Source organism: Xenorhabdus anantnagensis, from assembly GCF_028598555.1.
In the GTDB taxonomy this organism is placed as follows: domain Bacteria; phylum Pseudomonadota; class Gammaproteobacteria; order Enterobacterales; family Enterobacteriaceae; genus Xenorhabdus; species Xenorhabdus anantnagensis.
On record NZ_JAQRFN010000049.1, the window covers coordinates 1 to 7414 of the forward strand.

The window sequence follows — 7414 nt, forward strand, 5'->3', positions numbered from 1 at the left end:
ACCCTCGCCGGGACAATGGCTTTCCTCCGGGGTCGCTATAACGGCGGCGGCTGGTTAAAGGTCTCTATTGATGCCTTTATGTGTGCCATGTTCGCCTGGTTCATTCGTGACGTATTAAATCTCATGGGGCTGAATCCTGACTTGGCCTACATCGGCAGCGTAGTGATTGGCTACTTGGGTACGGATTTTATCGGTCAGTTGCTGCGTAAGGCAGCAGAGAAAAGGGCGGGGGCAAGTAATGACGAGGGGCATTGAGAATAACAATCCGGGCAATATCGATCACAACCCAAAGAACAAGTGGCAAGGTCAGTTGCCCCATGATGAAAAGATTGAAAAGCGGTTCTGTCGTTTCGAATCTGGAATCTATGGTATTCGGGCACTCATGAAATTGCTGTCTAACTACCACAAGAACGGTTACCAGACGGTGTACCGGATGATAGACCGCTGGGCGCCAAATGTGGAAAACAACACCTCAGCCTATATCAAGGGCGTTGCCGGGGCACTGAACGTCGACCCGCATCACGTTCTCGATATTGATAAACCCACGCTGATTGCGCTGGCTAAGTCGATTATCCAGCACGAGAACGGCAAGCAACCTTATTCTGATGATGTTTTCACACGGGCATTTGAAATGCTATGAAACTCAACAGCCAGTACTTCACTCTCGGTGCTCTGGTGATTGTTTCTGGCTTGTTCGGGTTCTATTACAGTGAGTATCAGGACAAGGCCGAAGAATACCGTAGGTTAAAGCGACAGTATGACGAACAGGTCGCCATCACCGCCCAACAACAAGCGCGAATCCAGCACCTTGCTGAACTGGATACCCGATACATTCAGGAACTCGCCCATGCCAAGACTGAAATCGATACTCTTCGGGTTGATGTTGCCGCTGGTCGTCGCAAGCTGCGCATCAAGGCCATCTGTCCCTCCGTGCCTAAAACCGTTACCTCCGTCGGCGTGGGCGATGCAACCCCCGTCGAACTCACTGGAGAAACTGGATCAACTGTTCTCGATATCCGAGAAGGTATTATCAACGACCGGGCAAAACTGAGATATTTACAGGATTATGTTAAGGCTGAATGTGAGGAGCGATGGAGCAAGTTAATAAGACATGGGCTGAACTGATAAGAAAATAAATATTAATAAAATGATTTAACCAATAGAGAATTAGTAATTTTAGCTGTAGATTAAAATCCATACTGAATGCTAACTAGGTAAAAAGTATGGAGATACGTGCTAATTATAAAATTAAACCAATCAAGGCACTAGGGCGTGGGGGCTTTGGTAGCGTTGAACTTATTGAACTATACAGCTTTAACGGCAAACTGATTGGAAATTATGCTAGAAAATTTTTAAGTGTTAACGAAGATTTTATTGGTGGCATATATAGCTATGATGACTGGAAAAGGCGGTTTCAGCGAGAGGTTAGATACCAGGCATCTTGTTGTCATACAAATGTTGTTCACATTTATATACATCATTTAGGTATTGAATTTCCTTGGTTCATTATGGAGCTTGCTGAAAATAACCTTAGGGCAGAGCTTAATGAGAATAAGTTAACAAAATGAGAAAATGAAAGTAGTTAGAATGATTCTTAAAGGTGTTCAGCATATACATGAACGAGGATACCTGCACAGAGATTTGAAACCGGAAAATATCCTCAGATATGCGGATGGTACATACAAGGTTTCTGATTTTGGACTTGTAAAAAATGCCAGAAGTGAAGATGAGTCCGAAATGATTTCTAATATGGCCGCCAATATAGGGACAGAGGCTTACATGTCCTTTGAAGCCAAAAATGGTATGTTTAGTGCACAGTCAGATATTTATGCGTTAGGTGTTATAATTCATGAAATGGGGATATACGAAGTGAATAGAATTGATGACATTGTTCGCAAAAGTACTTGTATGAAACCGACAGACAGATATGACTCCGTTTCAGAAATGCTAATGGATTTAGATGTAATCATTAAGGAGAATAATCAATGATCACTTTACTGAACTGCGGTTTATTCTCATTAGGAAAAAGCCCCATAAGAGATAATCAAGACTCTGTTATATCACCTAAAATTGCAAATAATGGATATGTTATGGCTGTAGCAGATGGACTTGGAGCGTATGAGGGAGCAAAAGAGGCCGCGCAAATATCTACAAACTATCTTTCTAATTTCATTTTTAATGGAAGTGAATTAGATGTTGGTATGGTGCTTTTTTCAATAAAAAAAGAAATATCCAAGCTATCTGAAAGTAACCCACGTTTTCGCAGGGCAGCAACAACCCTTACATTTTGTTATCTTCATGAAGATAGTCTACATATCGGACACGTAGGTGACACAAGAATTTATATCAGGAAAGGAAAAAAACTTATTCAACTATCGATAGACCACACTCAACATCAAGAACTCATTAATGAAGGAGTGTTCACAAAGAAAGAATTAGAAGGAATGGGTGGTAAGAACACATTAACGTCCGCTCTTTCAGAAGTAGTTCAACTTACTTATCAGGAACTACATTTATCGCTCTCTGATCTTGTTGATGATGAAGAAGGTGTATTAGATATATACATCATGTCTGATGGCGCTCATCATTTCTGGGAAAAGCGGCCTCGCTTTTCAGACAACACCCTACGTAACCCAGTTAGATTTGCTTCCAGCTTACAAAAGCGGATTGAAAAAGCTACACCAATTGACGATTACTCATTAGTGGCGGCCAGTTTTAAAATATCGTGAGTGACACTGCACATCACCACCTCAGAGCAAATGATACTGGGGTGGCAGGAGCGATCCTGTCTCCTGCTTGATTGTTACTATAAACAGTATTTAGCCGGTTTATCCGGATTTGTTACAAGACAGGCAGCCATACACTCTGCATATGTTATGGGTGACAGACCAAAAGGTAAACAGACATAAGCATAAGTCTGCATTGAAGCTAAAAGAGTCGTGCCTGCTACTAGGCAAAGAAGAAGATATTTTTTCATAATCATTCTCCATATCTTTTACAACGTTATTATCACAAAAACTGGTAAATCTAATAAACCCATCTTCCCCCAATAACAAGCGAATAATACTTAACAATTAGTTACTCTCTGAAACTAAAGTCAATATTCCTATACCCATTCCCCTGAGTGGTTAAAGGAATACGGATAACCCATGCTGCCACTCGTTCCCATCGCGTACCCAGCGCACACGGGCTGGTGGCATTTTTATTTCAACTGTAGAGATACCTCTATGGTTATTTTATGCGCTGGACAAAACAACTTAACCCCTTGTATCTAGCCCACTCTTTTGAGCGTACCCCTTCAGGTATATCGATACCGATACACCTTTGCGTCGGGTTATCGCCGTCTGCCGGTATTAGCTGAGACCTGTTCCCTTAGCATCGAGCGTACAGACAGAATCAAAAATAACCCATGCCACTGTGTAGGACGGATCATTATCAGCAACATCCGCTTTAGGCAGACGAAGTGATATGACAGCCGGAGAGACGGCCTACATTGCCATCATGATTCACCGAGTGGTGATAGCCATGTAGTCAGAGAACCCAAGTCCGATAATCGGATATTACCCGTGCCGAACGACACAAAGCAGCTGACAGCCATATGAGTGTAACGTAGACTGAAACTTCAATGATATTAATAAACAAAGGGAGTTGGTCGTTATGGGAATGGCCCTGATTATTTATGTTGTTATGACAATTGGAGCGACGGTTGCAGTAATAAGCTCATTAATTGGATTAATAGCTACATTCAGAGATGGTAAGAAAAATGACACGTCACTTCACTGGCTGATTGTCATCTTGCTCGGTGGAGTATTTATTGTCTCATCCTATTACTTCTGCATCCTTTGGTCTCAGGCTCCCGATTTTATTGAAATGTTTAGAAGAGGTCACGCTTAGCATCTGATAACCAACCACCTTCGGGTGGTTTTTTGCTATATGAGGAAATAAAATGGCACTCACCGACAAACAAGCAACTGTCTTTCACGTTAAACCGTGGAATGATTCATCCCACGGTGTATTTGTTTTTATCATTGCATTGAGAATGACCAGTAATTTACGCATACACGCAACGATGGCGACTTTGTTTGGCTTGCCTGCTTCGATCAATCTCTTGTAGAAAGCGCAGAGAACGGGGTTAAATCTAATGGCCGTTAACGTGGCCATATACAGCATTCGGCGCACCATTGCTCTTCCTCCGAAGATCGTTCGTTTTCCCCGGAAAAATCCAGAATCCCGATTAAACGGTGCAACACCAATTAAGGCGCTAATTTCCCGGCGTGTTAACTTACCCAGCTCCGGCACATCTGCAATCAAAGTGGCTATTGTGGCAGGCCCAACGCCTTTTACTGTAGATAATAAATCGAGTTTGGAACGATGATAGGTGTTGATGTGTTTAGACAAGGCAGATTCAATGACCTTAAGTTGTTCCTGTATGAAGCTGATCATTAAAGTGATGCTTTCTCGAATGTCCGGATGGCAACTCCCCAACCTTTGGTGTTCTGAGATGGAAAGTACGACCAATTGGCGGCGACGTGCGATCATGGCTTGCAAGACTCGTTGCTGAGCAGAGGGCAATATCCTGACTATTTTATCCCGGTCTGTTCGTTGAGATAAAACCAGGGCGAACTGTGCCAGCACCTGAGCATCTATTTTATCGGTTTTGGCTAAGTTACCCATTGCCTTAGCAAAGTCACGGGCTTGTCGGGGATTGACGATAGCAACAGCCAGCCCTATGGTCTGTAAAACACAAGCAACGGATACCTCATAACCCCCTGTTGCTTCTAATACAACTAAATCAATCTCATAGTTGGTCAGTGTAGCCGCTAGTTCATCATGACCTTCAGGGGTATTTGGATATGTCATTACGGTTCCCTGAGCACCAAGTGCAATTTCAAGTGAAGCTTTGGCAACATCAATACCGACACAAATCGTTTCAGTCATGGTTCTTCGGCTCCCATTCTTGCAAATACGAATTTTGTTTCAAGCAACTGTTCGGGTTTTTCGAAGAAAAGTAACAATCATGCGTCGAAAGCTCATTAACGGGCTTAATCCCTTGATGGTTATCTGACTGCATGATTGTTGTCAATCTCACTTAACCATCATAAACCAGATTAAAGATACAAGATGGCTCGTGTAATGGCGGGTAGTGGAATAACACGGTCTGAAATGGCTGCGTCTATTGCGAATGTGGTTGGTACAGGGTTGTTTAGTGATAATGAAATAGCTCGCGTCGCTAAAGCGGCTGCGCAGATGAATTATATTACTGGTCAGGCAGTTGATACGACAATAAATCAATTTAAACGGTTACAGGATGAGCCGTTACAAATGTCATTGGAACTGGAAAAGGCTAATCACCATCTTACTGCTGCACAGTTAGAGCAAATCCGCACCTTGGAACTGCAAGGTAATACAACGGCTGCGGCTAGAGTGGCTATTGATGCATACGCTCAGTCTATCAATGATGGTGCAAACGATATAGATCAAAATCTGGGGTATCTTGAATCTGCATGGGTGGGAGTACAAAATGCTGCTAAAGGTGCTTGGGATACAATGCTTAATGTAGGAAGGAAAAGTACTCTGGATGATACCATTAGAGAATGGGAAGAAAAACTTATTGAATTTCAGACTAATCCTGCCTCAAAAGGTATTTTTTATTATAGAACAGGAATATCTGTTGATGATATTAAGAATGAGCTAGAAACTCTTAAAGAAAAAAAGTTTCAAGTTGATATTAAGAATGCTCGTGAGCAAGCCAAAAAGAATGCTGAACAGATAGCAATCCAAAAGTTTAGAACTCAGCAAAAATGGCATAACAGCTATGCAAGCCCGGAAACCAAAAGAAATGAAAAATTAGCAAAACTAGAAGCTGAAAAATATGCATTAACTCAAGAACAGTACGAAGAGTATAAGAAGCAGATCAATTATAAGCACCGTGACCGTAAAATGCCCGGTACTGGGAAAAAGCCGACTAAAGAACCTAAATTTAAAGTTGATGCGGGTACTCGTGTTGATGAAGCCGCAAGTCAAGCGTTACTATCCCTACAAGCTCAGCTAAGAGTCCTTAAAGAGCACAAGACGGTCAATGACGTAATTAGCTCTGAGCGCAAAAAGCTGTGGGATATGGAATCTAAGATTGCCATTCTGGAAGAGGCTCAAGGCAAACGTAAATTGACAGAGGGAGAAAAGTCACTTCTCCTACAAAAGGACACCATTCTTGAATCTCAGCGTGCTTTGGCAATAGTTGGTGATGAAGTTGAGCTGCAAAAACAAAAGAACAGGGAACTAGATCAGCAAAAGAAAAGGATTGATGAAATTAATGCGCGAACAAGAGCATTAATTGATAGTGCTGGTAAATCTGACCGAGTCTATCAGCAGGAAATAGCTTTAGGAAAAGCCAAAACACCAGAAGAAAAAGATGCGTTAACGAAACATTTCGAAGAAGAAGAGGCCTTGAGAGGCAACTGGGAAAAAGGCATTCAAAAAGGCTTCGCTGAATTCCAAGATCAGGCCACCAACACCTATGCCAACGTCGCTCAAATCTCACAAGCAGCATTTGCTGGTATGAGTAATTCTTTGTCTGATTTTCTTCTCACTGGTAAAGCCAATTTTGGCGATTTCACTAAATCTATACTTGGAATGATCGCCAAGATGTTGATGCAAATGGCTATATTGCAAGCCATGAAAGCAGCATTTGGTGGGCAAACAGAAGGATGGAGAGGAGCCGTAGCTGGAGTCCTCGGTTACTCTTCTGGCGGCTATACGGGTTCGGGTAATAAATATGATATTGCTGGCTATGTTCATAAAGATGAGTTCGTTTTCGATAAAGAATCAACTCAGCGTTTAGGCGTGGCTAATCTGTATCGCCTTATGGACGGTGCCAAAAAAGGCTATGCTTCTGGTGGTCATGTTGGTGGGTCTCAGTCAATGATAGTAAGCACCCCGACACCCAGAATGTACGGTATGCAGCCTGCGCCCGCTGGTGGTGATTTGTATAAAATCATTAGAGCGGTTAATGGTAGACGGTAGAAATTATTAACCAATAGCCACCAATTCGGTGGCTTTTTTTGTGAGAGGTAAGCATGAAAATATTTACATCATTGATACACCCAAACGGGTTTTTCATCCATGCTGAATGGCCCGATAACTATTTTTGGGTGTTTATGAATACCTCAATTGGTTGGGGAAAATTCAGCCTAGTCAGGCGTTCGCAAAAATACAGCCCTACTGGAGGAATTTTTGAATTATCTGAAACGCGACCGGTAGATTCGCTACCCCCTTCGCCAATAGTTCGTTCATCAAATGTGTTATGGCGTTTGTCGGAAGCTCGCGAAGTTTTAACTTCAAGCTCGACTTCACATTAGAACTTATCGCCCATTTTGCTTCATTTTGCGTCATAATTTGATTAAGATTCATGTAA

The 7414-nt window shown here is 42.3% G+C and carries 9 protein-coding genes and 1 pseudogene; 8 read left to right on the plus strand and 2 right to left on the minus strand.

Features of this window, described 5'->3' with window-relative positions; translation table 11 throughout:
• The 7 genes from PSI14_RS19130 to PSI14_RS19160 form a co-directional block, all read left to right on the plus strand.
• Window positions 1-255, plus strand: a 255-nt coding sequence (locus PSI14_RS19130) for a phage holin, lambda family (protein ID WP_273577575.1), incomplete at its 5' end; no start/stop codon positions are given.
• Window positions 239-640 (plus strand): structural protein, encoded by a 402-nt coding sequence (locus tag PSI14_RS19135; protein WP_273577576.1) that lies wholly within the window; start codon window positions 239-241, stop codon window positions 638-640. The genes PSI14_RS19130 and PSI14_RS19135, both read left to right, overlap by 17 nt.
• Window positions 637-1125, plus strand: a complete 489-nt coding sequence (locus PSI14_RS19140) for a lysis protein (protein WP_273577577.1) — start codon at window positions 637-639, stop codon at window positions 1123-1125. Before PSI14_RS19135 ends, PSI14_RS19140 begins: the two co-directional genes overlap by 4 nt.
• A 98-nt stretch (window positions 1126-1223) precedes the next feature.
• On the plus strand, window positions 1224-1568 hold the full coding sequence (locus PSI14_RS19145; RefSeq protein ID WP_273577578.1) for a protein kinase family protein: 345 nt from the start codon (window positions 1224-1226) through the stop codon (window positions 1566-1568).
• Window positions 1569-1572: 4 nt separating this feature from the next.
• Complete coding sequence (locus tag PSI14_RS19150) at window positions 1573-1989, plus strand: serine/threonine protein kinase (protein ID WP_273577579.1); 417 nt, start codon at window positions 1573-1575, stop codon at window positions 1987-1989.
• Window positions 1986-2729, plus strand: coding sequence for a PP2C family protein-serine/threonine phosphatase (locus tag PSI14_RS19155; RefSeq protein WP_273577580.1), 744 nt, complete (start codon window positions 1986-1988; stop codon window positions 2727-2729). The genes PSI14_RS19150 and PSI14_RS19155 overlap by 4 nt, the downstream gene beginning before the upstream one ends.
• A gap of 928 nt (window positions 2730-3657) precedes the next feature.
• Window positions 3658-3894, plus strand: a complete 237-nt coding sequence (locus tag PSI14_RS19160; protein WP_273577581.1) for a hypothetical protein — start codon at window positions 3658-3660, stop codon at window positions 3892-3894.
• An 84-nt stretch (window positions 3895-3978) separates the two neighbouring features.
• On the opposite strand, the gene PSI14_RS19165 is transcribed toward PSI14_RS19160, so the two are convergent.
• Window positions 3979-4938: an IS110 family RNA-guided transposase gene (locus PSI14_RS19165; protein WP_273577582.1), complete on the minus strand. Its 960-nt coding sequence runs from the start codon at window positions 4936-4938 to the stop codon at window positions 3979-3981.
• A 183-nt stretch (window positions 4939-5121) separates the two neighbouring features.
• Between PSI14_RS19165 and PSI14_RS19170 the strand changes: the two genes are divergently transcribed.
• Complete coding sequence (locus PSI14_RS19170; protein WP_273577583.1) at window positions 5122-7023, plus strand: phage tail tape measure protein; 1902 nt, start codon at window positions 5122-5124, stop codon at window positions 7021-7023.
• A 195-nt stretch (window positions 7024-7218) separates the two neighbouring features.
• Here PSI14_RS19170 and PSI14_RS19175 read toward each other — a convergent pair.
• A pseudogene (locus PSI14_RS19175) lies at window positions 7219-7414 on the minus strand (hypothetical protein); the annotation flags it as partial.